This window comes from Streptomyces sp. NPDC005799 (assembly GCF_040630525.1).
Lineage (GTDB): Bacteria > Actinomycetota > Actinomycetes > Streptomycetales > Streptomycetaceae > Streptomyces > Streptomyces griseorubiginosus_B.
Genome location: NZ_JBEXXQ010000016.1, coordinates 38,460 through 65,040, shown reverse-complemented (window position 1 = coordinate 65,040; position 26,581 = coordinate 38,460). Strand labels below are relative to the sequence as shown.

Genomic DNA, 26,581 nt, shown 5'->3' with positions numbered 1-26,581 from the left:
ATGCACACGTTCTGACCGCGCGGGGTGCTCAGGCCCTGACGCCGGCGCGGAAGGTCCGGCGGTACGCGGTCGGGGTCACCCCCAGGGCCGCCTGCAGATGCTGGCGCATCGACTGGGCGGTGCCGAAGCCGGCCTCCTGCGCCACCTGGTCCACCGACAGGTCGCTCGACTCCAGCAGCTGCCGGGCCCGCTCCACGCGCTGCTGGGTGAGCCACTGGCCGGGACTGACGCCGACCTCCTCGCGGAAGCGGCGCGTGAAGGTCCGTACCGACATCGCTTCCTGGGCGGCCATGTCGCGCAGCTGGATCGGCTCGTGCAGTCTGCCCAGCGCCCAGGCGCGGGCGCCGGTCGTGGTCGCCACCTGGGGCTCGGGGACCGGGCGGTGGATGTACTGCGCCTGTCCGCCGTCGCGGTGCGGCGGTACGACCGTGCGGCGGGCCACCTCGTTGGCGACCGCCGTGCCGTGGTCGCGGCGGACCATGTGCAGGCACAGGTCGATGCCGGCCGCCACCCCGGCCGAGGTCAGGACGTCGCCGTCGTCGATGAACAGCACGTTCGGGTCGACGTCGACCTTCGGGAAGAGGCGCTGGAGCTGGTCGGTCTCCGCCCAGTGCGTGGTCGCGGGGCGGCCGTCGAGGTAGCCGGCGGCGGCCAATACGAAGACGCCCGTGCAGATCGAGGCGAGCCGGGTGCCGAGGCGGATGTGGGCGAGGGCGGCGGCCAGCTCGTCGGTGAGGACGCCCTCCTCGAAGACCGGGCCGAGTTCGTACGACGCCGGGACGATCACCGTGTCGGCGGTGGCCAGCAGCTCCGGGCCGTTCTCGACCTGGATCGAGAAGTCGGCGTCCGTGCGCACCGGGCCGGGCGGCCGGACCGAGCAGGTGAGGACCTCGTAGAGGTGGCGGCCCAGGGGGTCCTTGGGACGGCCGAAGATGCGGTGCGGGATGCCCAGCTCGAAGGGGAGCAGGCCGTCCATGGCGAGGACGACGACGCGGTGCGGGCGGAACTCCATGGATTCCATGGCCGTACCCCTGTCGGGAGTCATGGCCCGATTCTAGCGAATGCTGTCCTTCGGGCCAGTGGTGACGACGGGTTCCGGCCGGGATGCTCTATGTCGTGACCCAGACAACCGAGGCGGCAGCCGCCGCAGAGGAAGCCCCGTCCGCCGGAAAGACCCACCGCATCCACCGTGCCTGGTTCGTCGCCGCCGTCACGTTCGTGACGATCATCGGCGCGGCCGCCTTCCGCTCCCTGCCCGGGCTGCTGATCGACCCCCTGCACCAGGAGTTCGGCTGGTCGCGCGGCACGATCGGCGCGGCCGTCTCGATCAACCTCGCGCTGTACGGCCTGACCGCGCCCTTCGCGGCGGCGCTGATGGACCGCTTCGGCATCCGCAAGGTCGTCGCGGTGGCCCTGACGGTCATCGCCCTCGGTTCCGGTCTGACGGTGTGGATGAACTCGGCCTGGCAGCTGCTGCTGTGCTGGGGCCTGCTGGTCGGCCTGGGCTCGGGCTCGATGGCGCTGGCCTTCGCGGCCACGGTCACCAACCGCTGGTTCACCGAGCGCAGGGGCCTGGTGACGGGTATCCTGACCGCCGCGTCCGCCTCCGGCCAGCTGATCTTCCTGCCGGTGCTGTCGTGGATCGTCGAGCACCACAGCTGGCGTCCGGCGGCGGTCACGGTCGCCCTCGCGGCCCTGGCGGTCGTGCCCTTCGTCTGGCTGCTGCTGCGGGACCATCCGGCGGACGTGGGGGTGAAGCCGTACGGCGCGAAGGAGTTCGTGGCGAAGCCGGCGCCCGCGCAGGGCGCCGCCCGCCGCACGGTGCGGGTGCTGGCCTCGGCCGTCCGCACCGGCCCCTTCTGGCTGCTGGCCGGCACCTTCGCGATCTGCGGCGCCTCCACCAACGGCCTGATCCAGACCCACTTCGTGCCCGCCGCGCACGACCACGGCATGCCGGTGACGGCGGCGGCCTCGCTGCTGGCGGTGATCGGGGTGTTCGACGTCGTCGGCACGATCGCCTCCGGCTGGTTCACCGACCGCTTCGAGCCGCGTCGCCTGCTCGCGGTGTACTACGCCCTGCGCGGCATCAGCCTCCTCTTCCTGCCGATGCTCCTGGCGCCCTCGGTCCACCCCCCGATGCTGTTCTTCATCGTCTTCTACGGCCTCGACTGGGTCGCCACCGTCCCGCCCACCGTCGCCCTGTGCCGCGAGCACTACGGCGACGACAGCGCCATCGTCTTCGGCTGGGTCCTCGCCTCCCACCAGGTCGGCGCCGCCCTCGTGGCCTTCCTGGGCGGCGTGGCCCGGGACGTCTTCGGCTCCTACGACATGGTCTGGTACGCCTCAGGAGCCCTGTGCGCGGCGGCGGCCCTGATGGCGTTGGTGATCAGGCGAAGGCCGGCACGTCCCGCCGGAGAGCTTGCGGAGATGGCCACTCCCCTCCCGGCCTAGGGCAGGAAGCCCTCGGGCATGGACCGGCCGTACAGCTCTTCCAGACCGATCAACAGCACTCCGCCCCGCACGGCCTCGGCCCGCACAGCGTCGCTGAAGCCCGCCGCACTGAAACACGCGAGGCCGCAGTGCGATGTGTCCATGCCGCGCCCGGCGAGCAGGTCCCTAGCCCGGGCGAGGCGCTCGAGGTGGGCGACTGCCATGACGGTGCCCCACTTCGCCTCGCCGAGCAGGGCGACCGATGGGCGGTTCCCGCCTGACCCCTGCTCGACGACGGCCACGTCGACCTCGATCTGTCGGCGCTCTCTCGGATCGGTCACAACACCGCTTCCCACCTCACCCAAAGAGGTGCTGAGCGGTGTCCTTCCAGGGCCCAGCACGTACTCACGGCACATGGCTTCGAAGTGCGGGCCGGCCACCTGTGCTGCAAAACGCTGTCCTGCATGGGCCCAAACCTCGGCGGCTTGGCCCCCTTCGAGTCGGGCCCAGGCCGGCCGCATTACTGCTTCGTAGAAGTTGATCAAGGGCTCGGTGATGCGGTACTGCGATTTTCCGGATCGGAAGACATCGGCTTCCCGTACCAGGAGATGACTGTCCTCCAGGACATTGAGCGGGTGCGAGATGTCGACGGACTTGCGACCGATGTATCCCGCGCTGCCTCCGCGCGTGGTGTTGCCCTGCGCCACGGCGGCCGGCACGGAGTGGTAGAGCGCCGTATCCCGGATATCGGCCTCCTCGGCGAGCAGGTACCGGGCCTCTCGGAAGAGAGGACTGAACGGAGAGAGGACCGTGCGGCAGATCCAATCGTCGAAGCCGTCCAGACCGGCAGGGACATCGTCCGCCAGAAACTGGCGGCGGTACGCGGGGGTGCCACCGAGCACCGCGTGCAGCTGGGCGGCGAGACGTGGATCGGCGGCGACTCCCCAGAAGTCCGCTGCCGCACGGTATCCGAAGGGGCGCACGACCAGTACTGGCCTGGATTCGAGTCCCGGACGACGAACCCCAGGCCGATGTGGAAGCGAACGAGAACGTTCTTCGCCACTCGTGTATCCACCACCTGGCCCGCCTCGGGCTCTCGGCCGAGGATGTGATGTCGTGGCGCCCAGCCGCTCCGAAGAGGGGCAGGCCACGCAAGGGCGCTTGACCGCTTACAGGAAGCGCCCCTTGTGGAACAGCAGAGGCGCTTGGTCGCCGTCGCCAGTGCCCAGGGCCTCCACCCGGCCCACCACGATCAGGTGGTCGCCCCCGGTGTGGACCGCGTGGATCGTGCAGTCGATCCAGGCGACCGCGCCGGTCAGGCGGGGTGAGCCGGTGGCCGGGGCCGGGTCGTGGGGCACGCCCGCGAACTTGTCGGCGCCCCTCACCGCGAAGGCGCGGCACAGGTCGCCCTGGCCGGCGGCGAGGATGTTGACGCAGAAGACGCCGGCACGGGCGATGCGCGGCCAGGTCGTCGACGTGCGGCCGACCATGAAGGCGACCAGGGGCGGGTCGAGGGAGAGCGAGGAGAAGGACTGGCAGGCGAAGCCGGCCTCGGGGGGCGCCGTCACGATGGTGACGCCGGTCGCGAAGGTGCCCAGAACGCGGCGGAACTCGGTCTGGTCGACGGGGGCGCGCTCGTCCTCGCCGACGCACCGCAGCTCAGGGCGCGGCAGCGGCTCCACGGGGACCGTGGCCCCGGTCGACCTGAGGTATCGGACGGCGGCCGCGGCCGCTCCTGCGTGTCCCATCACCCCTCCATTGAAGCTGACGGTTCGTCAGATGGGAAGGTCAACGACCCTGGTAGTCGGGGCTTCTGCGCTCCACGAAGGCCCGCACGCCTTCCTGGGCGTCCCGTGTCGTCATGTTGATCTCCTGCGCGGCGGCCTCGGCGGCGAAGGCGGTCGCGCGGTCGGTGTCCAGGGAGGCGTTGACGAGCTGTTTGGTGAGGGCGAGGGCGCGGGTGGGGCCGGTGGCGAGGCGTTCCGCCCAGGCGCGGGCCGTCTTCTCCAACTCCTCGTCGGGGACGACCCGGTTGACCAGCCCCAGGCGTTCGGCGTCGGTGGCGGAGAGCGCGTCGCCGAAGAACATCAGCTCCTTGGCGCGCTGCGGGCCGATCAGGCGGGGGAGGAGGTACGCCCCACCGCCGTCCGGGACCAGTCCCCGGCGTACGAACACCTCGATGAACTTCGCCGACTCCGCTGCCAGTACGAGGTCGCAGGCGAGGGCGAGATGCGCGCCCAGGCCGGCCGCCGTACCGTTCACCGCCGCGATCACCGGCTTCTCGCAGTCCAGGACGGCGGCGGTCAGCCGCTGGGCGCCGAGGCGCAGGACGCGGGCCACATCCCCCGCCACCCGCTCGCCGGCCGCCGCGCCACCCCGCAGGTCCGCGCCCGCGCAGAAGCCGCGCCCGGTCCCGGTGATCACCACCGCCCGGACGTCCGGGTCGGCCGACGCGTCCGCCAACAGCCGGATGAGCAGGTCCCGTTGGTCGGGGGTGAGGGCGTTGAGGGCCTCGGGCCGGTTGAGGGTGAGGTGGGTGACCCGGCCGTCGGTCGTGTGCAGGATCCCGGTCACCGGCACACCACCAGCGCGTCCAGCGCCACCGCCCCCTGCCCCCGGGGCAGCACCATCAGCGGGTTGATGTCGAGCTCCGCCAGCTCCTCCCCGAGCTCCATCGCCATGCGCTGCACCCGCAGGACGACCTCCACGAGCGCGTCCACGTCCGCCGGCGGCCGCCCCCGCACCCCCTCCAGCAGCGCCCGCCCGCGCAGGTCGGCCAGCATGGCGTGCGCCTGGTCCTCGCCGAAGGGCGGCACCCGTACGGCGACGTCGTGCAGCACCTCCACCAGCACCCCGCCGAGCCCGACGGTCACCGTCGGTCCGAAGAGCTCGTCGTGGGTGACGCCGACGACCATCTCCACGCCCCGCTCGACCATCTGGCAGACCAGGACACCGTCCAGCGAGACGCCCTCGTAGCGGGCGATGTCCGTCAGCTCGCGGTAGGCGTCCCGGACCTGGCTGGCGGAGGTCAGTCCCACCTTCACCAGGCCCAGCTCGGTCTTGTGGGCGATCTGCGCGCCGGACGCCTTCATCACCACGGGGTAGCCCACCAGCCCGGCCGCGCGGACGGCCGCCGCCGCGCTGGTCACCAGCTGCTCGCGCGGTACGCGGATGCCGTACGCCCGCAGCAGCTGCTTCGCCGCGTGCTCGCTGAGCTGCTGGCCCGGGCGCATCAGCGCCTGCGCCTTGCGGAAGGAGGGGGAGGTGGTGCGCGGGGCCTCGTCGAAGGGGGAGCGGTAGTGGGCGACGAAGCGGTGGTGGTCGAGGTAGGCGCGGACGGCGGTGATGCAGTTGGCGACCGTGCGGAAGGTCGCGACGCGGGAGGAGCCCAACAGGACCTCTCGGTACGCCGGTTCGGTGCCCACCGGGGATCCCCACACCACGCAGACCAGCTTGTCCGTCCGCTCGGCCGCGTCCACCAGGTCCCGGACGAGCTTGTCGCTGAGCGGCGGGAAGGGGCCCGTGATCGGACAGATCAGCACGCCGACCGCAGGGTCGTCGAGGATCGCGTCGATGATCTTCCGGCCGCGTTCGTCGCCGACCGGGTGCCCGCCGTTGTCGACGGGGTTGGCCACGCTGAGGTACTCGGGTATCCACTGGTGCAGCTCGGTCTGCTTGGCTGCGGACAGCTCCGGCAGCGACAGCCCCGCCTCCGTCGCCAGGTCGGCGAAGTGCGCGCCGGTGCCGCCCGAGATGGAGTAGACGACGACCCCGTCCGCCCGCGGCGGCTTCGCGCGGGCCAGCAGGGCGGCGGTGTCCTGGAGTTCGTCCAGGCCGTCCACCCGGATCACGCCGAACTGCCGCATCGCCGCGTCCACCACCGTGTCCGCGCCGGTCAGCTTGCCGGTGTGCGAGGCGGCCGTGCGGGCGCCGGTCTCGGTGCGGCCCACCTTCACGGCGACGACCGGTACCTTGCGCCGGGCGGCGCGGTCGGCGGCCAGCAGGAAGGAGCGGCCGTCCTTGAGGCCCTCGACGTAGCAGGCGATGGCGCCGACCTCGGGCCGCTCGGCGAAGTAGGAGAGGAAGTCGGCGGTCTCCAGGTCGGCCTCGTTGCCGGTGGGCGCCCAGTGGGAGAGCCGGATGCCGAGTTCCTGGAGGGAGAAGACGGGTCGGCCCTGGTGTCCCGACTGGGTGATCAGGGCGATGGCCGGTCCGTCGAGGTCGTCGCGGAACCGCTCGAAGGCGTTGAGGTTGGTGTTGGGCCCGAGCAGCCGCATCCCCGAGCGCCGCACGGCGAGCGCCAGCCGCTCCTGCGCGGCCGCGCCCTCGGCGCCCGTCTCGGCGAACCCGGAGGCGAAGACCACCGCGAACCTCACCTTGGCCTCGGCGAGTTCCTCGACCACGGCAAGCGGGTCGGCGACCAGCAGCACGGCCAGGTCGACCTGTTCGGGCAGGTCGGCGACGGACGGGGAGCAGGGTATGCCGAAGACGGACGCGCGGTTCGGGTGGACGGGGTGCAGCCGGGCGCCGACCCGCTCGGCCCAGGCCACCAACTGCCGGGTGATGCCGGTGTTGGGCCGCCCCTCGGTGTCCGAGGCGCCGATGACGGCGACGGACTCGGGGCGGAAGAACCGGTCCAGGTCGGGGACGTCGGCGTACAGCGGTCGCCCGCCGACGTCCAGTTCGTCGACCTCGGCGGGCCTGCCGTGGACGGCGGGCCCGGGTTGCTCGCCGCAGGCGATGACCCGGGCCCGGCGGGAGTCGGTGGTGAGGGTGCCGTGGGTTGATCCAAGCATCGGTCCGCCCGCTCCTCTGAGACAGCCAAATAACTGACGCTCTGTCAGATTACTGAACTGACGCAGTGTCAGGAATGGGCGTGCAGCCAAAGTTGGTGAACCCGCAACCGATCAACCGGCTCAGAGCTCGGCCAGCACCTCCTTGGCCACCCGCTCGCCCGAGCGCACGGCTCCGTCCATGTAGCCGTTCCAGTACGTGGAGGTCTCCGTGCCCGCCCAGTGGATGCCGCCGACCGGCTTGCGCAGGGAGGTGCCGTAGTCGGTCAGGACACCGGGCGGAGCGTAGGCGACCGGGCCGCCGCGGGAGAAGCCCTCGTTGTTCCACCGCTGCAGGACGAAGGAGGTCGGTGACTTGGCCTTGTCGCCGAAGTAGTTGACGTAGTCCTTCAGGACGGCCGTCTTGACCTCGTCGACGCTGGAGGCGTCGTACGCCCGCATCTCGTCGGCCTCGATGAAGCCCATCAGGGCGCCGTAGGAGGCGTCCGGCGGGGAGTTGTCGAAGGTCGAGCGGACCACGCCGGAGTCGCTGACGACCTGGCCGTTGAGGCCGTCCGCGCGCCAGAAGGGGGTGTCGTAGACCGCGATCGCCTTGCCGATCGAGCCCATCGGCAGCCGCTGGCTGAGCTGGTCCCGGGCGGCGGGGAGCAAGGGGTCGTAGGTGATGCGGGCCGCCAGCGGGGGCGGTACGGCGACGACGACCTTCTTCGCCGTCACCGTGATCCCGTCGGCCGTGACGACGTACTTGGCGCCGGACTGCGCGATCGAGCGCACCGGTGCGCTCAGCACCACCCGGTCGCCGAGGGTGGCGGCCAGCTTGATCGGGACCTGCTGGGAGCCGCCGACGAAGCGGGACTCCTGGGCGCCGTTCGCGGTGTCGGTGAGGCGTTCCAGGGTGCCGACGTTGTTCTCGTCGCCGGCGGCGGCGATGTAGAACAGCACGTAGAGCAGCGACAGTTCGCGCGGCTGCGCCGAGAAGATCGACGTACAGGCCACGTCCAGCAGGAACTTGGCCGAGGGGATGACCGCGTTGGCGTTCAGCCAGCTCTCGAAGGTCTGCTTGTCCCATTCGGCCGCCTTGGCGGCCGTCCAGGGCGCGTCCACCGGCACCTTCTTGGCCATGTCGTCCAGCGAGGCCTGCACGATCGCCGCGTTGGCGAGCCCGGCCACGTCGATCGGCGGGACCGAGCCGAGGACGCCGTCGGTGGCGTACGGGGTCCGGGTGCCGTCCTTGTACAGGAGGTTCTTGCCGGTGTTGTAGGTCGTGAAGGTCGCCACGCCCAGGGAGTCGGCGAGGGCCTTGATGCGGTTCTGGGTGGGGCCGATGAACTCGCCGCCGCCCTCGGTGAACCCGCCGCCTGCCAGTTGCAGGTTCACGACCCGGCCGCCGACACGGTCCCGGGCCTCCAGTACGGCGACCGTCTTTCCTCCGGCCACCAGGTCACGGGCCGCGGTCAGTCCGGCGAGACCGCCGCCGACGATCGCCACGTCGACGTCACGGCCGGCCGCCGCCGACGCGGTTCCGGCCGCGGTGCCGGTGAGGGTGGCGGCGCCCGCCGCCGCGGCGGCACCGCCGAGCAGGGAGCGCCGCGTCAGGGCGCGGGGATGGGGCTGTCTTTCGCGTGCCACGTGCATCCTCCGTATGGAGAGAGTGGGGAGAGAATGTGGAGCCGGAAAGCTGAGCAGTGTTCACATTCTGGCCCCGGAAGACGGCACGCTTCAACGCTTCCGCCACATCTGACACGCGAGTAACGCGTATATGGATGACGGAAGTTGAGGGTTGTGCAGGTCAGGAGGGCATCAGCCGGGCAGTCGGGACAGCGAGTTCCCGCCGGCCCGCACGATCGCCTTCGCGATCTTCTCGGCGTCCATCGCGACCTCGCGCAGGGTGCCGCTGATGGGTGTGGTGAACCCGGTGAAGTGCAGGCCGGGCGCCTGTTGCGGGGCGCGGGCGCCGTGCGCCACCGGTCTGCCCCGCTCGTCCAGCACGCCGAGATGGCCGACCAGGCCCTCCAGCGCGCGGACGTACCCCGTGGCGGCGACCACGGCCTCCGGGGAGACGAGGGTGCCGTCGGCGAGAACCACCTTGCCGCTCTCGAAGCCGTCGACGGCGGCCACGACCTCGACCTTCCCCTTGCGCACGGCGTCGATCAGACCGACGTCCTGCACGGGGATGGCGCCCTCCCTGGCGCGGCTGTAGAGCCCGGTGTCCGGGCGGGCCAGCCCCTGCGCGGACAGGTCCGGCACGCTGAGCTTCGCCATCGGCCGGGCCAGCCGGTCCACCAGCCCGACCGGCAGCCGCCGTACCAGGACACCCGTGTACTGGGCGGCCCAGCCCGCGGTGGAGCGGCGGACGATGTGCGGGGTCGTGCGCACGGACAGCCGTACCCGCGCGGCGCCGCCCTCGACCAGGTCCACGGCGATCTCCGCGCCGGTGTTGCCGACGCCCACGACCAGGACGTCCCGGCCGGCGTACGGCTCGGGGTTGCGGTAGTCGCCGGCGTGCACGAAGTCGCCGGTGTACTGGCCGAGTCCGGGCCACTCGGGCACGTACGGCGTGTGGTTGTACCCGGTGGCGACGACCACGGCGGCGCCGGTCAGCTCACGGCCGCCGGTGGCGTGCAGCAGCCAGCCCGTGCCGTCGGGGGTGCGCTCGATCCGGGACACCTCGACACCGGTGACGATCTCCAGCTCGTGCACCTCGGCGTACTTCTCCAGGTAGCGCACGACGTCGTCCCGGGCGACCCAGCGGCCGAAACGGCGCGGTATCGGCAGTCCGGGAAGGGCGGACAGCCGGCGGGTGGTGTGCAGGTGCAGCCGGTCGTAGTGGCGCCGCCAGGCCGCGCCCACCTGGTCCGACTTCTCCAGGACCACCGCACGGATCCCCTTGGCCCGCAGCGCGTACGCGACGGAGAGCCCCGCGGGTCCGCCGCCGACGACGTAGACGGGACGGTCCGAAGGGATCGGGGAGGGTGTGGAGTCGGCCATGAGCGCGAGCGTAATCACCAACCAGGTTGATGGGTCTCGGTCAAGACCGGAATTGGTTGCGGATTGATCACGCCTGTAGGAGGAGTGGGTGGGGCTTGTGGCGTAGGACACCTGGTTGTGGTCGTACGGCGATCGGCCCGGCCCCCGGCCCGGATCCGTGCGGCTCCCGGGTTCCGGGATCATCCCACCTGACGTACCGTCAGATGCATGACCCGTCACGATCTCCCGGAGGCCGACGCCTTCACGCGGACGTACTGGGACGCGGCGGCCGAGGGGCGGCTGCTGGTCCGGCGGTGCGGGGCGTGCGGGCGGGCACACCACTACCCGCGGGAGTTCTGCCCGCACTGCTGGAGCGAGGACGTGGCCTGGGAGCCGGCGAGCGGCCGGGCCGCGCTCTACACGTGGTCCGTCGTCCACCGCAACGACCTGCCGCCCTTCGGCGAGCGCACCCCGTACGTCGCCGCCGTCGTCGACCTCGTGGAGGGGCCGAGGATGATGACGGAGATCGTGGAGTGCGCGGCGGAGCGGCTGCGGGCCGGGATGGAGCTGGAGGCCGTGTTCCGGGAGGGGGTGCCGGTATTCCGGCCGCGTGGCTGAGGCGGGCGCGTTTGAATGGGCGCATGACCGGCATACACGAACCCACCCTCGCCCTGGAATCCACCGAAGTGCTCGGACACGGACTGCGGCTGCGCCCGTGGGAGGCGGACTCCGGCGCCGACGTCGAGACCTTCTTCCGGGGCTGCGCGGACCCGGAGTTCCTGCGCTGGAACACACCGCTCACGCCGGTCACCGACCTCGCCGTGGCCCGCGCCTCGATCGCCGCGAAGACGCAGGACGCGCGGACGGGGACGGGAGTGGCGTTCTGCGTCGAGGACGCGGGCGACGGTACGAGGCTGGGCCACATCAGCGTCAACGACATCCACACCCTCCTCAGTCACGCCCGCATCGGCTACTGGGTCCTCCCCGAGGCCCGTGGCCGGGGCGTCGCCACCCGCGCCCTCGCCCTCGCCGCGCACTGGGCCCACACCGGCCTCCGGCTGCACCGCCTGGAACTGGGCCACGCGGTCGGCCACGAGATCTCCTGCAAGGTGGCCGAACGCTGCGGCTTCCGCTACGAGGGCACCATGCGCGGCCAGATGTTCGAAGCAGACCGCCAGGACGCCTTCCGGGACGCCCACCTCCACGCCCGCCTGGCCACGGATCCGGAGCCACGGCTGGAAATGTGAGCATTCCGATGTGAGGAGCGGAGGGGACACGCTGGGCTGTATCGGAGTCATGAAGGCCATCACGCATCGCGAGTTCCGGAACAACTCCGCCGCTGTCATGGACGCGATAGAGGCTGGCGAGATCTTTCGCATCACGCGGAACGGTATGGAAGTCGCCGAACTGCGCCCACTGGCACGCCGACGCAGGCTGACCGCCGAAGAGCTGGTGGCGCGGCACCGGTTGCTTCCTCGCGTGGACCATGCGGAGATGCGTACGGAGGTGGACGAGTACTTCGGGGACGAGGAGGGGGCGGACGGCGGCCCGTGGGAGCGCTGACCATCCCGGCCAACCGGGATCCCCGCCCGCGCCGAATGGACCTGATGATCGCCGACGCCCCCGTAATTCGGAGGCGCCCCCGGGGGCCTGCACGGCAGCATGAGGTATGGGATCCGATGACTGGTACCGCATCGACGACCTGGGCGTCTTCCTTTCCCGTGCCGGGGACTTCCTGCGCTCCCGGCCCGCCCCGCACACCCTTGCGCTGACCGTGACCGAGCAGTTGCGGACCCGGGGGACGGGGGTCTACGGGGACGAGGCGCCGTACTTCGGAGTGCTGGAGCGGCGGGGGGCGGTCCGGGCGGTGTACTTCCGTACGCCTCCCCACCGCCTCAACGTCACCTCCCTCACCCCCGAGGAGGCCGGCGCCCTCGCCGCGCACCTGGCCGCCGACGGCCGTCCGCTGCCCGGCGTCTCCGGCGAGCGGGCCTCCGTCGGCGAGCTGGCCCGGGCCTGGGAGCGGCGCACGGGCGCGAGGGCGGCGGTGCGCCAGCGCCAGCGGCTGTACCGGCTCGACACCCTGACCGCGCCGGGCCCGGTGCCGAAGGGCCGGGCGCGGGTCGCGGGGGAGGCGGACCGGGAGCAACTGGTGTGCTGGTACGGGGAGTTCATGGCGGCCGTCGGCGAGGGCGCCGGGCAGCGCGCTGAGGGCTGGGCCGACGCGCGCATCTCCTACGGTGGCGTCACGTTCTGGGAGGGCACCGACGGCACCCCGCTCGCCATGGCCGGCGCCACCCCGATGGTCGCCGGGCAGGTGCGGGTGGCGCCCGTCTACACCCCGGCGGAACTGCGCGGCCGGGGCTACGCGGGCGCGGTCACCGCCGAGGTCAGCCGGGCGGCGCGTGCGGCGGGCGCCGACGAGGTCCTGCTCTTCACGGACCTGGGCAACCCGACCAGCAACGCCCTTTACCAGCGCATCGGGTATCGCCCGGTGGCCGATTTCGACCTGTACGACTTCCAGTGGTGAGGCGCGTCAAGGCCGCGGCAGCTCATTGGCTCGTGTCGACCCGCGTGAGTCGCATGCGGCGCACGTGGGCTGCGGTCCGGTTCTGGAAGAGCTGGCGCCTCGCTCCGATAGTGTGAAGAGCTCTGTCGAGACTGGTTGTTGGGAGTGCCGATGGGCAAGGGCGGCCAGGATATGCCCCTTGAGGTTCAGCACATCAAGAGGGCGTTGCTGCGGGAGTTCCAGGACCGGATCTCTATGGACGACTTCGAGAAGAAGGATCCCAAGGAGCGCGAGACGGCCTTGCTGTCGAGAGCCGTGTCCGCGAAGGCCGCCCGTATCCTCGCGGACTGCACTTCGGACGAGGCGGCGGCCTGGGTGATCGATGGCCGGGACGACTTCGGCATCGACTGCGTCGCGTTCTCTGCCTCGGGATCCGAACTCTGGCTGATCCAGGCCAAGTGGAAGGACAAGGGGACGGCCGGCTTCGACACGGAGGCGGCGCTCAAGCTCGTACACGGACTGAAGAAGCTCGACAACCGCGATCTCGACCACTTCAATGAGCGGTTGCAGCTGCTCGCGGACCGTGTGCACGGAATCCTTCGACTTCCCACCTGCAAGGTGAACCTGGTCGTCGCTCTCATGGGAGACGGCCGTCTCTCCTCCGAAACCCGCAACATCCTGGACGAAGCCGCCAACGAGTTCGGCGGACACGGACGGACTGTGGAGTACAGGATCCTGGGCCAGGAGGACTTCCACCGGGCTATCCGGGAGGATCTGGAGCCGCAGCCGATCACCCTCAAGGCGACCATGGACCGGGAGTGGTATAGCCGCGAGACACCGTACAAGGCGGTGATCGGCGAGATCAGCGCCGACCAACTGGCCCGCTGGTACGGCGGCAAGGGCGACGACGAGGGCCACGACAAGGGGCACGGCGAGCGCCTCTACGACCGCAACGTCCGCAAGTCGCTGGGGTTGACCGGGGTCAACCAGACCATGGTCGAGTCGATGCTGGAGGACCCCGAAGGATTCCTCTACCGCCACAACGGCATCACCGTGCAATGCGACACGATCGAACAGGACTGGCATGCCAAGAGAGCGGTCGGCCAGCCCATCACCCTCACCCTGCACAATGCCAGTGTGGTCAACGGCGCCCAGACGGTGTCCTCCGCTTTCCGGGCGTACGAGAGGGACCCCGAGGCCGTTGCGGACGCGTACGTCCTGGTACGGATCATCTCCCTGAAGGGTGCGCCGGAAGGCTTCGGGCGTTCCATCACCAAGGCCACCAACACGCAAAACCACATGGAGCGGCGGGACTTCATCGCCATCGACACCGTCCAGAGCGAGATCCAGAAGGACTTCCGCCTCTCCCTCGACAAGGAGTACGTCTTCCGGCGGGGTGAACTGGACCCGGCTCCCGAGTCGGGCTGCTCGGTCACCGAAGCGGCTACGGCCCTGGCCTGTATGCACCGGGACTCGTCGCTCGCCGTGCGGGTCAAGGGCTCCACGAACGCGCTGTGGGAAGAGGGGCGCGGGGGTGCCTACACCAGGCTGTTTGGTCAGCAGCCGACCGCACAGCAGATCTGGCGCGCGGTTCAGGTGTTCCGGCTGGTCCGGGACCAACTGACGGAAGTGAGGGCTAAGTTCACCGGCCGCCCGGCCGCCGTCGTGGACAGCGGTGGTCTGCTGGTGGCTCACTTGGTGTTCCAGCGCATCGGGAGGGACCGGTTCGATGAGCCGGACGACGAGTGGGCCGCCGTACTCGCCGAAGTGCCCGGTCAGGTCAGCACCGTACTTCTCTGCCTCATCACCATGGTCGACACCCTCTTCACGAAGAAGAGTTACGTCACCAGCACGTTCGCCAACGAGGAGCGCTGCGCGCAACTGGTCTCCGCGGTCCTGGGGGTGCTCGAACGAGGTACTGGTCCGGATTCCCCCATGAACCTCAAGGCTCTCATGTCGGACACCGGGCCGAAGCGGCAGCGGCGGCCTCAGACGGTCCGCCTGCTCGTCGACCATGACGCCATCAGCGAGGGCACCCCGCTCGTCTACGCCCCCAGCGCTGTCGAGGAACTGGCCATCGGCGCCTGGCTCGACGAGGACCCCCGGCGCCGCAGGGCGAGTTGGGTGAACGACCGGAAGACCCCCATCCTCTGGGAGGCAGACGGCAAGCGCTACTCCCCGACCGGACTGGTCTCCCAGATGTGGAACGCGGCCGACTGGAAGGAGCAGTGGAGCGCGGTCCAGGGACCCAAGCAGTGGAAGGTTCCGGGGGAGGGGACGTTGGTGGAGATTGCCGAGCGGCTCTGGCAGGAGATCGCGGGAGCGGGAGTGGGAGAGTCGGAGGAGGAGAGTCCGGCGTAGTCCACGGCTCCGGCTCCGCTGGCCGCCGTCGAGCCGTGGTCAGGCAAGGCTCTCTGCTTCCCTCAGCGCAGGTGGTGGACGAAGGCGGTCCATGCGTTGGGGGAGAAGGCGAGCACGGGGCCGGTGGGGCGCTTGCTGTCGCGGACGGGGATGAGGGTGGGGAGGTTGTCGGCGACTTCGACGCAGTTGCCCTGCCCGCCGCTGTAGCTGCTGGCACGCCACGTTGCTCCCGGGTATACGGGATGTATGTCGTGATCCTGGCTCATGCGAGGTACTCCTTGGCGGTGCGGCGGATCAGCCTGAGGGATTCCGTCGGAGGCAGCGCGGTGGTGCGGGCATCGTCGAACAGGGCGCGGTAGTACGCGACCTCCGGTTCACGCTCCATCCAGATGTTGCCGGTCGGGGTCTCCGTCAGTACGAGGTCGAGCGATGTCACCTGGGGAAAGCTCAACAGCAGGTACGGGCCGAACATACCCGAGTGGGCACCGCGTGAGAACGGCAGTACCTGGACGGTGATGTTGGGGAGCTCCGCCATCGTGGCGAGATGCTCCAGTTGCGCCTGCATCACTGCGGGCCCGCCTACGTGCTGTCGGAGGACTCCTTCTGCCAGTACTGCCCAGAGCGACATGGGGCCCTCGGATGTGAGCCGCTGCTGTCGGGCGAGCCGCACCTGGACGAACTGATCGATCTCCTCCGGCGTCTTCCAGGCCCTGGACGCGACCGTCACCGCGCGGCCGTACTCGGCGGTCTGGAGGAGTCCCGGGACCAGCTGTACCTCGTACGTTCGAACACTGTCACAGATGGCCTCAAGCTCGATCTGATCGCGGTACGAATCACCCAGAACGGAGCTGTACTGATGCCACCACCCCTCCCGGCGGCGGCGGTTGGCTCGCTGTGCCATGGCGGCAAGGCGGTTGCGCGTCTCCGGGTCCTCGACCCGATAGGCGTGCATGAGTGCGTTCAGATCCGGGATGCGGACGGGTACGTGCCCGTTCTCCATCCGGCTGATCTTTCCCTTGGTGCAGTCGAGCAACTCGGCTGCTTCCGCCATGGAGACACCCGTGGCCTCACGGAACTTGCGTAGTTCGTCGCCGAGTTGGCGCCCGAGCACGGTGGACGGTTTGACAGTAGGCATGTGGGACTCCTACCAGAGGCCGGAGGTGTGGAGCGTGGCTCCTACTCAAAAGAGTGAAGCAGGGCCGACAGGCTCCGTGCAATATTGCGCCGATCCATATGCTGCGGAACGCCGTGAGTGGTCGTTCGGCACCTCGCAGCGGCGACTCGGCAACTTGATCAGCGGCTATCGACCCTCAGGGGGCGTCATGGCAGAGAGCCTCAGCTTGGACGAAGTCACCTTCCGGCTGTCCCGGTCTCCTCGAAGCGTGCCGCGGTCCCGGGCCGCCTTACACGCTGTACTGGGTGGTTGGCGAGCTGATCAAGACCTCCTGGAAGCAGCGGAGTTGGTGCTCTCCGAGCTAGTGACCAACGCGCTGCGTGTGCCAGTGCCGAGGGACCGCCAGGTGGGTGTCCGGATCGCGCGCTCGCCGTCGGACGGCCTGCTGCGGCTGGAGGTCAGCGACGCGGGTTCCGGCACTCCGAAGGTACGTGCTCCCGGCGACGAGGAGACGGGCGGGCGCGGTCTGTTGCTCGTGGAGGCGATGGCTCACCGATGGGGCGTCGAGGAGCGCGCGAACGGGATCGGAAAGACGGTGTGGGCCGAGTTGAAAGCGCCAGACATTGTGGCTGAGCCCGTCGGGAGGGAGGTCGCGGCGGCCGTCGTGCGGCCTGGACAGCACGTGCGGGTGTGGGGTGACTGGCGCGTTGTCCATACGGTGCGCACCGAGCCGTACGCGGCGGGTGGTCTCGCCGTCGTACTCGGACTGGACGAGGGCCCGGCGCTACGGGTGCCCGCGGCGGAGCCACTAGCCGTACGGGATGGTGGGCCGCTGTGATCACCGGGTACGGGCAGCCCGACTGGTGAGACGCGGCATCAGCGTAGTCGCAGTACTCCCGTGAGCGGTTCGTTGATCGCTGAAGCCCTGCCCCGATCTCTGTCGTACAGTGAAAACCATGTCGCGTGAGTATTGAGACGCTTCCCGCTGGAGCTTCAGCCAGGCAACGAGAGAGGTGGCACCTTGGGCACCCCGGCTCACCACCCCATTCCCGTCCGTCGTGGGCACCTGCGCGAGGCCGCAGAGAGCATCGAGCAAGCCACGGGCATGAGTGTTGAGATCATCGGAGGAACACTCGTGATGTCCCCCAGCCCGAGCGGCAGGCACGCCGGGATCATCATCGACCTGCGTGACGCCATCCGCCCCGGGCTCTCGGCCCCGTACGAGGCGTTCGAGAACGTGTCCGTCCCGATGCCCGGTGATCCAGACGACTACGCGACCCCGGATCTGACCATCGGCCCACGTGCGTTCAAGGACGACGACGGCTGGCTTCTGGACGCCGACGCGGTCGAGCTGGCCGTGGAGGTCATCTCTCCGACCGAGCGGCTCAAGGGCATCAACGAGAAGACCGCGTGGTACGCGGCGGCGGGCGTCGCTCTCCTCTTGCAGGTCGACCCGCGGACGGGTATGTGGTCGCTGTTCGGCCGCCCCGGGGAAGGCGAGTACAGGAGCGTCGTCCACGGCAAGTACGGCGAAGAGGTACCGTTGCCCCCCGAGCTCGGTGGCGACCTGTCCACGGCTGGCCTGGGCCTGTACGGGACGCGACCGGGTCGCTGAGCGCAGCGTGCCCTCCCCGCGAGAAGTCTGGGAAGGGCACGCCAGGGTGATCAGTCCTTGGCTGGGCCGTTGGGTGCGTGGGTCGTTGTCGACCGGACCGAGTCTTACCGGCGACGCCGCTCTTCTCTTCGGATCACTGTCCCGGCAACGCCTCAGCTACCTGGCGGAAATGGGCGGCTGCCTCGTCGAGGAGGTCCGCCACCTGGAAGGCGATCTCCTTGGGGGAGCCGAAGTCGCCCGGTTCCGGAGCCAGATGGGCCTTGAGGTCGAGGCTCGTCTTCGGGCGGGCTAGGAGGTCCTCCACCGGGTAACGGCGAAAACGTTTCGACTCGGTCCGTGCGGCGAAGCCCTCCTCGGGGAGGCAGGAGGCGACGAAGTCCTCGAAGTCGGCCTCGGTGACCGGGTTTCCGGTGTCGGTGTGGTGGTTGCCCGTCCGGGCGTCGTACACCCAGAGGTCCTTCGTGGCGGGCTCGCCGTTCGGCCTGGGGGCGGACTTCGTGAAGAAGAGGATGTTGGACTTCACGCCCTTGCGGTGGAACAGCCCGGTCGGGAGCCGCAGAAGCGTGTGCACATCGCAGTTCCTCAGCAGGTTCTGACGTACGGTGGCCGCCGCGCCGCCGCCGAAGAGGACTCCGTCCGGGACGAACACGGCCGCCCGCGCGCCCTGGGGCAGGGTGATCGCCAGGTGCTGGAGGAAGTTGGTGGGAAAGTCCCCGTAGGCCCAGAAGTCGTCGCGCATGGTGGCGTCGGGCTGGACACCGTTGCTCTTGAACGGCGGGTTGCAGATGGCCACGGTGGGCACGACACCGGACACGGAACGGACCACCGGGGTCTTGCGCTTGAGCGTGTCCGCGAGCCGGATGGGAGCGGGGTCGGCGAACGGACGGCCGGTGTGCAGAAGAATGTTGAGCATGGCCAGTCGGCACATCTGCGCGTCGAGGTCGGCGCCGGCGAGAGCGGTCGGCACCAACTGACGGTTCGCCGCGAGCATGGCGTTGTACGCGGCGATGAGCGTCGTGCCCGTACCACACGCCGGATCGATGACGATGTCCTCGGGGCCCACGCCGAGCACCTTCGTGATGGCGTTCAGGATGGGGAGAGGCGTGAGGGTCTGGCCAGTGTCGATCTTGAGGTCGATGTCGTCGCGGCAGTCGCGCAGCATCCGGGAGAAGGCACGGCCCAACTCGGCCTGGGGGACCGACAACCACCGGTAGGGGTCGATCTGCTCGACGATCAGTTTGTTCAGCTCGGCCATCCGGTCGAGGTCCCACGGCTGGGCGTCGCGGAAGACGACGCTCGCGGTCTGCCGGTCGGGACGGTCGGAGAGGTTCTGGTCGCCGAGGTCGTCCATGATCTCGGACAGTCCGGTGTGCAGGGCGTCTCCGCTGAGCAGGGCCAGGTGCGGCCAGGCGTCGACGGGGGCGACGGGCGGGTGCGCGAACCGGGCCGAGCGCTGGGCGCGCTCGTGGTCCAGCTTGAGGAACAGCAGGTAGCCGACGTGCTCCAGGAACTGGAGGCGCGTGATGGCGCGGGTACTGGTCTCCTCCCGGTAGAACTTCCAGAAGCGGTCCGCTATCGCGTCGCCCTTCCAGAGCCTCTCCGGCTGTACGCCTGCCGCCGCTGCGCCGTTGCCTCGGCCGAGCCCGTTGGCCATGTGTCACCCAGTCCCTGTGTGAAGTCCCTGGCGGGCCATCGGTGTCCGTACCGTCCGCACGGATACAGAGGCCACGCCTCCCGTTGCCAGGAGCGGGCTCCGGCAGCCCCTCGGGGCACCGGAGCCCGTGGGGGCTTGGCGGGAGGGAGACCGGGTTACCGCTCCTGGGTCGTGCTGTCGTCCGTGGTGCCGTCTTCGGAAGCGTTGGTGGTGGTGCCGGTGGAGCCGTCGGTCGCCCTGGTGTTCGCGGCCTTCTTCAACGCCTGTGCTACGGCGGTAAATTCGGCCAGCGCCGTCTCCAGGTCCTCCACGATCTCCTGCGCGATCACGTCCGGGGGCGCGAGCGTCGCGGCGGAAGCGGAGGCGGACTGAAGCACCGTCAGGTCGAGGTTAACCTTGTCACGGGCGATCAGTTCATCGTACTCGTACGACTGGAAGCGCTCACTTGGCTTTCGGGCCGAGTAGTCCGTGCCGCCGGAGTGGAAGGCGGCCACGAAATCGTCGAGGTGTTCGCGGCGCAGGGCACGTTGCTTGAGCGTGAAGCGCTGGTCGGTGCGGAAGTCGTAGACCCAGAGCCGCTTCGTCGCGGGCTTGCCGCCGGGGCGGGGCGGGCGCTTGTCGAAGAACAGGACGTTCGCCTTGACGCCGTTGGCGTAGAAGATGCCGGTGGGCAGGCGCAGCAGGGTGTGGACGTCGGTGAGGTCCAGGAGGCGGCGGCGGATCTCCGCGCCGGCGCCGCCCTCGAACAGCACGTTGTCCGGCAGGACCAGGGCGGCCCGGCCGTTCGTCTTCAGCAGGGTGTAGATGTGCTGGACGAAGTTGAGCTGCTTGTTCGTGGTCTGCGTCCAGAAGTCCTTGCGGGAGGTGTATGCCTCGCCGGTGACGGAGCCCACGCCGAAGGGCGGGTTGGCGAGCACGATGTCGTAGAACTTGTGCGGCGACTTCGCCAGGGAGTCCTGGATGGTGATCAGAGGACGGGCCTCGGACGTGCCGATGCCGTGCAGCAGCATGTTCATTAGGGCCAGCCGGGCCGTCTCGCGGACCAGTTCGTAGCCGGTGATGGCTCCCGTCTGGAGCTTGCGCGCCTCGTCGCCGTACAGCTGCTCCTCGTAGCGCTCGACGATGTGGGCGTGCGCGGCGATGAGGAAGCCGCCGGTGCCGCAAGCCGGATCCGTGATCGACTCACCGGGGCGCGGCTGCACGCAGTCGACCATGGCGTCGATGAGCGGGCGGGGGGTGAAGTACTGGCCGGCGCCCGTCTTGCGGTCCTCGGCGCCCCGCTGGAGCAGGCCTTCGTACGCGTCGCCCTTGAGGTCCAGGTTCGCTCGGGTCCAGGTGTAGGGGTCGATCAGGTCCTTGATGAGGCGTTCCAGGACGGCGGGCTCGTGGATCTTGTTCTGTGCCTTGGTGAACACCTCACCGAGCATTGTGCCGCCCTTGCGGCCGAGCTCCCGCAGGATGTGCTCGTAGTGGTCCACCAGATCCTCGGCGGACCGGCTCATGAGACTCGACCAGTCCAGGCCCGACGGGACGAGCGGCTCCTCTGGCAGGTTATTGCGGAACCGGGCGGGCCGGGTCGCGCGCTCGTCCGCCATCTTCAGGAAGAGGAGGTACGTCAGCTGCTCGACGTAGTCGAGGGTGGAGACGCCGGAGTGGCGCAGCAGCTCACAGTACGACCAGAGCCGGTTGACGAGCGTGGACGTCGTGTCGCCTGCGGAGCGGCGGGGGCTGGGAGTGGTAGCGCTGTTCATGAGGGAGTGGGTGGTACTCACTGGGGCAGTTCTTCCTGACCGGGTGGGGAGGGACGCGGCCTTCGAGGGGCACGCTTGCGCGGGGCCCTCTTGGCAGTCATGCGGCCGGCGCGGATCCGGTCGAGTAGGACGGAGGCGGGCTCGTCGGCGGGGTCCTGGGGGGCGAGGGCGCCGGTGAAGGCGGCGTTGAGGAGGGTGGCGCGGAGGTCTTGAGCCCGACTGGCCTGCTCCATGAGTGGTGCGCGGAATTCTTCCACCAGTTCGAGGCGGGAGTTTATCATATCCGCGATTTCTTTTTGTTCCGTATTACTTTCAGGAATGGGGATTCTGGCCTGTCGAACGACTTTTTGTGAGATGTTGCGCATTGAGTCGCTCGTGCCAGTGGCCGCTTCCGAGTACTGGGCTCGGACGGGCGGCGAAGCGAGAACATGAATAAGCCAATTAGGGTCCACGGTTCGCTTTGGGATGAGGCGCAAGCTTTTGTCACTTAGGAGTAGCTTACCCCGCGTTGGTCCGACCAGTACGGGGGCGCCCACGTAGTCAACAGTATTGGCTCGGCTGATCAGGATGTTGCCGCTGTGAATTTCGTGATCAGGGTTCGGCTCCCTTTCCGGTGGGATCGCCTTGTTTTCTTCGGGCCGGAACTCCCCCCAAGTCATCGCGCTAACCTTGATGATGCCCCACTCATCAGGATCTGCGGGGCGGGGAAGGCAGGTGAATGACTTTCCCGCTTCGATGTCTTCAAGGACATCGCCGACAGTTCCCCATGACCAGCCCGTTGGAAGGACGGAATTCCTTGGCCAAAGCGCGTCTGCCCGAATCGCCTGAATCAGCCTTGTAATTCGCTCGCACGCCTCGCGGACGGCGTCTTCGCCCGCCTCGATGTGGCTGATCTGCTGCTCAATCTCGGTAACGATGCGGCGCTGCTCCGCAAGTGGTGGGACCACGATCTCCGTGTCAAGTAGTACTTTACTGGCCACGCTTGCCTGGTTAACGTGATTGTTGAGTACAGTCTTAAAATAGCCAACAGCCCATAGGTGGTGGAGTTGAGTCGCCAGAAACTTTCCGTCAAGTCCCTCTGGCGTGCGCAACCGCGTCATGTGATTCGAGTAAGCGACAGGCTCAAGTGAATTGACCCATGCCGTCTTCCCTACCAATGTCGGGCTGTTTGTGTTATTGAAGAGAACATCGCCGTACTCGACTCGCCGGTCTGACTCGTCATTCACATACCGCGCGTCTGACAGATCGATTACGCCGCTGCGCGTGATGTTCATCGGCCGAAGGTGTACGACGCCGTCGCCATCGCGATTGTGCTTGCCGCTTGCAAAGCCCGGCTGTACTTCCACGCCGAGTTCTCCTAGCGTCGCCCGAGCCCACCCCCCAGGCAGCCTCCCGCTGGACCCGCCCGGAAGCTCCCCCCGGCCGTTACCGGAATCCGCACCCAGTCCCAGACCCAGCGTCACGCGCCCAGCTCCCTGTCCAGTTCGTCGAGGATTTCTTCCGCCCTTTCCTCGCCGAATTCGGCGAGGAATCCATCCGTGCCGTTCATCTTCGTGAACGGGGCGTAGTCAAGGTCGGCGGTGTCGAAGCGTACACGCTGGATCGTGGCCTCGGCGATGCGGTCGAGCCACCAGCGTTCGGTGTTGGTGAAGGTCACACCCACCTGCTCCTGCCCGGCCAGCCAGGCCGCGTACCGCTCGCGGACCGCTTCCTCGTGCGGGCGCGGCGGAGTCGCACCCGCTTCCGCGCCGCCCGCCAACTCGTAGCGCATCAGGGCCAGCAGATCAGCCGCGGTGCGTGCGGCGGAGCGGTTCGCTGCCACGGCCTCGCCGAGCTGTTCGTAGGAGCGCCACAACTTCTCCGGCGTCCAGGCACGTGGTGGTCGGGCCACGGCCCGCGCGAGGTCCTTCAGCTGCCGTAGGGCGTCGCGGGGCGACACCCGCGAGTCCACCGAGAACGAGAGGGCGAGAGCCGCCATCTCGTCGCGGTGCTCCTTGATGTACTTCTGCCACTCGCGAACGGTCTCGCGCGCCGTCGACTCGTCCTCCGGGACGGCGCCGGCCGACACGAGGGCGTCGCGGCTGGTCTCGTCGTACAGGATGTCCTTCGCGCGACGCATCTCCAGCAGCCTGGTGCGCAGCTCGGGGTTGGAGGCCAGCGGACGCAGCGCGCGCTCGGTCACGTCCCGTACGGCCTGGTCGGGGTCGAGGCCGAGGCGTTCGGCGGCCTCGCGGGTCTTGCCCTGTTCGTCGATCGAGACGGCGTCGACCATGTTGTGCAGGATGTGCTTCAGCGGTACGCCCCCGGTGAGGCCCTCGATCTCGGCGCGCTCGTCGTCGGTCATCTGGAGGTCGAGCTTGGCCAGACGCGAGGCCAGCGTCGAGACGTGCGTGTCCTCCGCGACTCCCCGGGCGGTCAGGCGGAGGAGCTTCTCAAGGCTGAGGTCCTTCTCCGTGTGCTGCTCCAGCGGACCGGCGTCCACCTTCGGTTTCCGGGTCACGCCCACCGCGTCGACGATCACGAAGTGCGTCTTGGGTCCGACTCCCGGGGTGACGCGCTCGAACTCGGTCAGGGAGAGGGTGCGGGCGCCGCGGCCCTTCATCTGCTCGAAGTAGGCCCAGCTCTTGACGTCCCGCAGAAAAAGGAGGCATTCGAGCGGCTTCACGTCGGTGCCGGTGGCGATCATGTCGACGGTGACGGCGATGCGTAGTTGCGGCAGGTTGCGGAAGTCGGAGAGCCGCTCGGCAGGCTTCTTCGCCGCATGGGTGATCTTCGCGCAGAAGTCGTTGCCTTTGCCGAAGACGTCACGGATGACCTCGACGATCTCCTCGGCGTGGTTGTCGTTCTTGGCGAAGACGAGGGTCTTGGGGACGTACATCTCGTCCCACAGCAGCTCGCCGGTCTCCTTGTCGCGCTTCGCGCGCTCCGGGAAGATCTCCGTGAACAGGCGCTCGCGGAAGGTGCGGACGACCGTGCGGAGCTGGTCCTTGCTGATCACTCCGACGCCGACCTCCGTGGCGCCGTAGGAGACGTCCTCGTCGAAGTCCTCGTAGCGCTGGCGGCGGGTGCGGCGGTCGCGGACGGGAATCGTGCCCCGCGCGATGACGCCCCCTTCGCCCGTTATGCGCGTCAGGATCTCGTACACCTGGAAGTCGACGTTGACGCCGTCGGCGACCGCCTCCGGGTAGGTGTACTCGCTGACCAGGTTGCCGTTGAAGTACCCGAAGGTCTGGGCGACGGGCGTCGCTGTGAGGCCGACGACCGGCGCGTCGAAGTACTCCAGCACGGAACGCCACTTGCCGTAGATGGAGCGGTGGCACTCGTCGACGATGATCAGGTCGAAGGACTCGGGCGGGATGCCGGGGTTGTAGCCGACGCGGATGTCCCCGGCCACCTCGTACGAGTACTCCTCCTCGCCGTCCTCTTCCCGCGTGGCGGGGACGGTGGCGCCCGTCAGCTCCATGTAGAGGCGCTGCACCGTGGAGACGACGACTTTCGCGGAGGCGTTCATGCCCTCGGCGCCCAGGCGCTGCACGTTGAACAGGTCGGCGAAGGTGCGGTTGGTGTCAGGAGTGGTGAAGTTCTCGAACTCGTTCTGCGCCTGGGCGCCCAGGTTGTTGCGGTCCACCAGGAACAGGACCCGCTCGGCCTGGGCGTACTTGAGCATCCGATACGCGAACGTGACTGCCGTGTACGTCTTGCCGGCGCCGGTCGCCATCTGCACGAGGGAGCGGGACTGGCCGGTGCCCTGCTGGCCCTTGCCCAGCGCGACGGACTCCTCCACCCCACGTACCGCCGTGATCTGAGCGGGGCGCAGCGGCCGCTCGTCCAGGTCGGGCATACGCAGGCGCAGCCGGGCACGGTAGGAGGGCGCCTGGGGATCCTGCTCAGCTTGCCGGATCCAGCGTGCCAGCGTGCGGGGCTGGTGGAAGGAGAAGATCCGCCTGCTGCGTGAGTCGGGGTCGAGAGTGTTGCGGAACCGGGTCTCGCCGCCGTCCGAGACGTAGCGGAACGGCAGGGGGGTGCGCCAGGCGATCAGGCGCTGCTGTGCCTCGGTGGGGTGGTCGGCGTATCGGTCGGCCTGTGCCTCGGCTGCTGTGAGATCAGCTCCTTCCCGTTTGGCCTCGATCACGCCGACGAGCTTGCGCTCCACGTACAGGGCATAGTCGGCGCGTCCGGTGGCCGTGGTCGTCTCGCGGACGGCCACACCGCTGCCGCGCCGGTCGCCCTGCACGTACAGGTTGAGGTTGCCGCCCGCGTCCTGGACGCTCCAGCCCGCCTCGGTGAGCATCTCGTCGAGGCGGGTGCGCACCTGAGCCTCGGTGAGCGGCTCGCGGGCCGCCTGCTCGGCGTTCTCCAGGAGACGGGCACGCTCGGCCACGGCCTCGGAGGCGGCGGCGGGGCTTGTGACCTGAAAGCGCAGCAGTTGGGCGTCGGCCGCGGACTGGGCCTGTTGGAGCGCCGCGAGCTGGTCCTGCATGGCGGCAACCTGGCGGGCAAGATCCGCACGCTCTGCAGCCGCGTCGGCGAGCTCCTGTTCCGCTGCGAGGCGGGCGGCTTGCTCCGCCTGAGCCTGGGACGCCTGGCCCTCGTAGGTGAGGCGGGCCTCCTGCAGAGCACGCCGGGTCTCCTCCACCTGCGCGCGCAGGGCCGTGTTCTGGGCGGCCGGGGTGCGGGCCGGGTCCGGCGGAACGAAAGTTCGCTGTTCGCGGGAACCGGTGATCAGGCGGTGGTACCAGACGCCGAGCCGGTGACAGGTCCGCAGAGCCCGGAAGGCGTCGTCAGGGTCGTCGTAGTCGTCGTGGTTGGCCTTGTTGCCGAGCACACGGACCTCATGGAAGGCGGGCCCCACGTCGCCGTGCAGATAACCCTCTCTGTCGAGGGCGGCCAGGCGCTCGATCTGCTTGCTGCCGGTGAACTGGACACGGCCCCGGCGCACCAGGTCGGAAGCGAGGGCCTCACCGAACTGTCGGGACTTGATCAGCGAGGTGTTCGGGTCGGTGAAGACGTTGGCCTCGGCGCCCGAGCCGTAGGCAACGAGCAGCGGCAGATAGTCGTATAGAAATCCGAAGTTGCGTGAGGTGCGGGCGAGTTCCGCCAGTCTCGGGTCCGGCGTCTGCGACGCGCCACCTGCGCTCATCGGAGGGTTACCGCTCTTCCTTGGGTGCATCGAAGGGATCATCGAGCCTAACGCCGGTGGTGTTCGGGCGCCAGGACTTTCGCCGTCACTGGCGGGGGGACGATTTCAGGGGCTTCGATCCGCCCGGGCAGCAGCGCTCCCGCCTTGGCCGGCCCAGCGAGTCAGGACGAGAGAGCCGAGCTGAGCGGCGTCCCTCGGCAACCACAGGGTCTGGATGGTCTCCGAGCCTTGGCGCCTATGTGGAGTT

General features: G+C 69.2%; 21 protein-coding genes. 8 read left to right on the top strand and 13 right to left on the bottom strand.

The window, feature by feature from the left end:
• Positions 1 to 28 precede the first annotated feature (28 nt).
• A complete protein-coding gene (locus ABZ453_RS17770; RefSeq protein ID WP_359015882.1) occupies positions 29 to 1,045 on the bottom strand; it encodes a helix-turn-helix domain-containing protein in 1,017 nt (338 codons plus the stop codon).
• A 71-nt stretch (positions 1,046 to 1,116) separates the two neighbouring features.
• Between ABZ453_RS17770 and ABZ453_RS17765 the strand changes: the two genes are divergently transcribed.
• The gene (locus tag ABZ453_RS17765) at positions 1,117 to 2,451 is read left to right on the top strand and encodes an MFS transporter (RefSeq protein WP_359015881.1); all 1,335 of its coding nucleotides are present in this window, start codon (positions 1,117 to 1,119) and stop codon (positions 2,449 to 2,451) included.
• Here the strand turns inward: ABZ453_RS17765 and ABZ453_RS17760 are convergent.
• From ABZ453_RS17760 to ABZ453_RS17735, 6 genes are all read right to left on the bottom strand, one after another.
• On the bottom strand, positions 2,448 to 3,332 hold the full coding sequence (locus ABZ453_RS17760) for a hypothetical protein (protein WP_359015880.1): 885 nt from the start codon (positions 3,330 to 3,332) through the stop codon (positions 2,448 to 2,450). The two genes, ABZ453_RS17765 and ABZ453_RS17760, sit on opposite strands and share 4 nt — an antisense overlap.
• Positions 3,333 to 3,599: 267 nt before the next feature.
• The gene (locus tag ABZ453_RS17755; RefSeq protein WP_359015879.1) at positions 3,600 to 4,178 is read right to left on the bottom strand and encodes a flavin reductase family protein; all 579 of its coding nucleotides are present in this window, start codon (positions 4,176 to 4,178) and stop codon (positions 3,600 to 3,602) included.
• A 40-nt stretch (positions 4,179 to 4,218) separates the two neighbouring features.
• On the bottom strand, positions 4,219 to 5,010 hold the full coding sequence (locus tag ABZ453_RS17750; RefSeq protein ID WP_359015878.1) for an enoyl-CoA hydratase: 792 nt from the start codon (positions 5,008 to 5,010) through the stop codon (positions 4,219 to 4,221).
• Entirely contained in the window at positions 5,001 to 7,226 is a 2,226-nt protein-coding gene (locus tag ABZ453_RS17745; RefSeq protein ID WP_359015877.1) for an acetate--CoA ligase family protein, read from the bottom strand. Before ABZ453_RS17745 ends, ABZ453_RS17750 begins: the two co-directional genes overlap by 10 nt.
• 120 nt (positions 7,227 to 7,346) lie before the next feature.
• Positions 7,347 to 8,858, bottom strand: coding sequence for an FAD-dependent oxidoreductase (locus ABZ453_RS17740; protein WP_359015876.1), 1,512 nt, complete (start codon positions 8,856 to 8,858; stop codon positions 7,347 to 7,349).
• 165 nt (positions 8,859 to 9,023) lie between these two features.
• Entirely contained in the window at positions 9,024 to 10,211 is a 1,188-nt protein-coding gene (locus ABZ453_RS17735) for an NAD(P)/FAD-dependent oxidoreductase (RefSeq protein WP_359015875.1), read from the bottom strand.
• A gap of 207 nt (positions 10,212 to 10,418) precedes the next feature.
• Between ABZ453_RS17735 and ABZ453_RS17730 the strand changes: the two genes are divergently transcribed.
• From ABZ453_RS17730 to ABZ453_RS17710, 5 genes are all read left to right on the top strand, one after another.
• Positions 10,419 to 10,808 (top strand): Zn-ribbon domain-containing OB-fold protein, encoded by a 390-nt coding sequence (locus ABZ453_RS17730; protein WP_359015874.1) that lies wholly within the window; start codon positions 10,419 to 10,421, stop codon positions 10,806 to 10,808.
• Positions 10,809 to 10,831: 23 nt separating this feature from the next.
• Positions 10,832 to 11,437: a GNAT family N-acetyltransferase gene (locus ABZ453_RS17725; RefSeq protein ID WP_359015873.1), complete on the top strand. Its 606-nt coding sequence runs from the start codon at positions 10,832 to 10,834 to the stop codon at positions 11,435 to 11,437.
• Between the two features lie 49 nt (positions 11,438 to 11,486).
• Complete coding sequence (locus ABZ453_RS17720; RefSeq protein WP_359015872.1) at positions 11,487 to 11,753, top strand: type II toxin-antitoxin system Phd/YefM family antitoxin; 267 nt, start codon at positions 11,487 to 11,489, stop codon at positions 11,751 to 11,753.
• A gap of 106 nt (positions 11,754 to 11,859) precedes the next feature.
• Positions 11,860 to 12,720 (top strand): GNAT family N-acetyltransferase, encoded by an 861-nt coding sequence (locus tag ABZ453_RS17715; RefSeq protein WP_359015871.1) that lies wholly within the window; start codon positions 11,860 to 11,862, stop codon positions 12,718 to 12,720.
• Positions 12,721 to 12,891: 171 nt separating this feature from the next.
• A complete protein-coding gene (locus ABZ453_RS17710) occupies positions 12,892 to 15,060 on the top strand; it encodes an AIPR family protein (protein WP_359015870.1) in 2,169 nt (722 codons plus the stop codon).
• Positions 15,061 to 15,122: 62 nt separating this feature from the next.
• On the opposite strand, the gene ABZ453_RS17705 is transcribed toward ABZ453_RS17710, so the two are convergent.
• Both ABZ453_RS17705 and ABZ453_RS17700 read right to left on the bottom strand, forming a co-directional pair.
• On the bottom strand, positions 15,123 to 15,326 hold the full coding sequence (locus ABZ453_RS17705) for a DUF397 domain-containing protein (protein ID WP_359015869.1): 204 nt from the start codon (positions 15,324 to 15,326) through the stop codon (positions 15,123 to 15,125).
• On the bottom strand, positions 15,323 to 16,195 hold the full coding sequence (locus tag ABZ453_RS17700; protein ID WP_359015868.1) for a helix-turn-helix transcriptional regulator: 873 nt from the start codon (positions 16,193 to 16,195) through the stop codon (positions 15,323 to 15,325). The genes ABZ453_RS17705 and ABZ453_RS17700 overlap by 4 nt, the downstream gene beginning before the upstream one ends.
• Between ABZ453_RS17700 and ABZ453_RS17695 the strand changes: the two genes are divergently transcribed.
• Positions 16,110 to 17,012 (top strand): ATP-binding protein, encoded by a 903-nt coding sequence (locus ABZ453_RS17695; protein WP_359015867.1) that lies wholly within the window; start codon positions 16,110 to 16,112, stop codon positions 17,010 to 17,012. The two genes, ABZ453_RS17700 and ABZ453_RS17695, sit on opposite strands and share 86 nt — an antisense overlap.
• 183 nt (positions 17,013 to 17,195) lie before the next feature.
• Positions 17,196 to 17,789, top strand: coding sequence for a Uma2 family endonuclease (locus tag ABZ453_RS17690; protein ID WP_359015866.1), 594 nt, complete (start codon positions 17,196 to 17,198; stop codon positions 17,787 to 17,789).
• A 133-nt stretch (positions 17,790 to 17,922) separates the two neighbouring features.
• On the opposite strand, the gene ABZ453_RS17685 is transcribed toward ABZ453_RS17690, so the two are convergent.
• The 4 genes from ABZ453_RS17685 to ABZ453_RS17670 form a co-directional block, all read right to left on the bottom strand.
• Positions 17,923 to 19,443, bottom strand: a complete 1,521-nt coding sequence (locus ABZ453_RS17685; RefSeq protein WP_359015865.1) for an N-6 DNA methylase — start codon at positions 19,441 to 19,443, stop codon at positions 17,923 to 17,925.
• Between the two features lie 155 nt (positions 19,444 to 19,598).
• The gene (locus ABZ453_RS17680) at positions 19,599 to 21,194 is read right to left on the bottom strand and encodes a class I SAM-dependent DNA methyltransferase (protein ID WP_359015864.1); all 1,596 of its coding nucleotides are present in this window, start codon (positions 21,192 to 21,194) and stop codon (positions 19,599 to 19,601) included.
• Positions 21,195 to 21,211: 17 nt separating this feature from the next.
• Positions 21,212 to 22,540, bottom strand: a complete 1,329-nt coding sequence (locus tag ABZ453_RS17675) for a restriction endonuclease subunit S (RefSeq protein WP_359015863.1) — start codon at positions 22,538 to 22,540, stop codon at positions 21,212 to 21,214.
• A gap of 113 nt (positions 22,541 to 22,653) precedes the next feature.
• Positions 22,654 to 26,334 (bottom strand): DEAD/DEAH box helicase family protein, encoded by a 3,681-nt coding sequence (locus ABZ453_RS17670; protein ID WP_359015862.1) that lies wholly within the window; start codon positions 26,332 to 26,334, stop codon positions 22,654 to 22,656.
• Positions 26,335 to 26,581 lie beyond the last annotated feature (247 nt).